Annotated in this window: 1 protein-coding gene; it reads right to left on the minus strand. The window is 59.3% G+C overall.

Annotation, left to right across the window (positions count from 1 at the left end):
- A partial coding sequence (locus tag FKG95_RS29475; protein WP_246116946.1) for an IS481 family transposase occupies nucleotides 1–908 on the minus strand: 908 nt, incomplete at both ends.

Below are 908 nucleotides of genomic sequence, written 5' to 3' on the forward strand. Positions count from 1 at the left end.
TGTTTAGTCCCGGCATGTGGTGGATAGGATCGAGTGTGAACCGCTCGGTTTGTTCAGTCCAGAGCTTGCAGATGTATTCGTATGGTGTGAGGCCTTTGAGGGTTTTGAGCCGCTTTGCGAAGTTGTAAGCGTTTAGGAAGTCGGTGAGGTGTGTGCGCAGTCGGTCATGGCTGTCGTAGTAGTAGCGCCGCACTGTCGCCTCCTTGATCGTTCGGTTCATGCGCTCGACCTGGCCGTTAGTCCAGGGGTGGTTTGGTTTCGTCAAGCGGTGTTCGATGCCGTGCTCGCGGCAGCGCAGACCGAACATATGGGTTGCATATCGCGCCGTCGGCCCATCGCGATGGCGCGGCTGGAAGGTGAACTGAACGCCGTTATCGGTGAGCACGGTGTGGATCTTGTAGGGGACCGCCTCGATCAGAGCTTCCAGGAAGGCCGATGCTGTTCGGCGATTGGCCTTCTGCTCGAGCTTGACGAAGGCGAATTTGGTCACGCGGTCGATCGCCACGAACATATAGAGCTTGCCCTCTTCGGTGCGCAGCTCGGCGATGTCGATGTGGAAGTAGCCGATCGGATAGTCCTTGAAGCGCTTCTTCGGCTTGTCGCCTTCCGCGTGCGGCAACCGGCTGATGTCGTGGCGCTGTAACAGCCGGTGCAGGCTGGATCGGGTCAAGTGCGGGATACTCGCTTGGAGTGCGTAGAGACAGTCATCGAGCGGCAACAGCGTATGCTTGCGGAAGGCGACGACCAGCGCCTCTTCCTCAGGCGAGAGCACCGTTGAGCGCCGCTCCTTCGGCCCCATCGGCCCATCCTCCACAGAAGATCGCTTGCGCCACTTCCGCACCGTCTTAGGGTTGATGCCGTAGTGCTCGCTCAGCTCTTGGACCGAAGCTTTCGATCGCTGTATCGCA

Origin of the sequence: Denitrobaculum tricleocarpae, from assembly GCF_007004665.1 — a bacterium.
GTDB lineage: Bacteria > Pseudomonadota > Alphaproteobacteria > Kiloniellales > Kiloniellaceae > Denitrobaculum > Denitrobaculum tricleocarpae.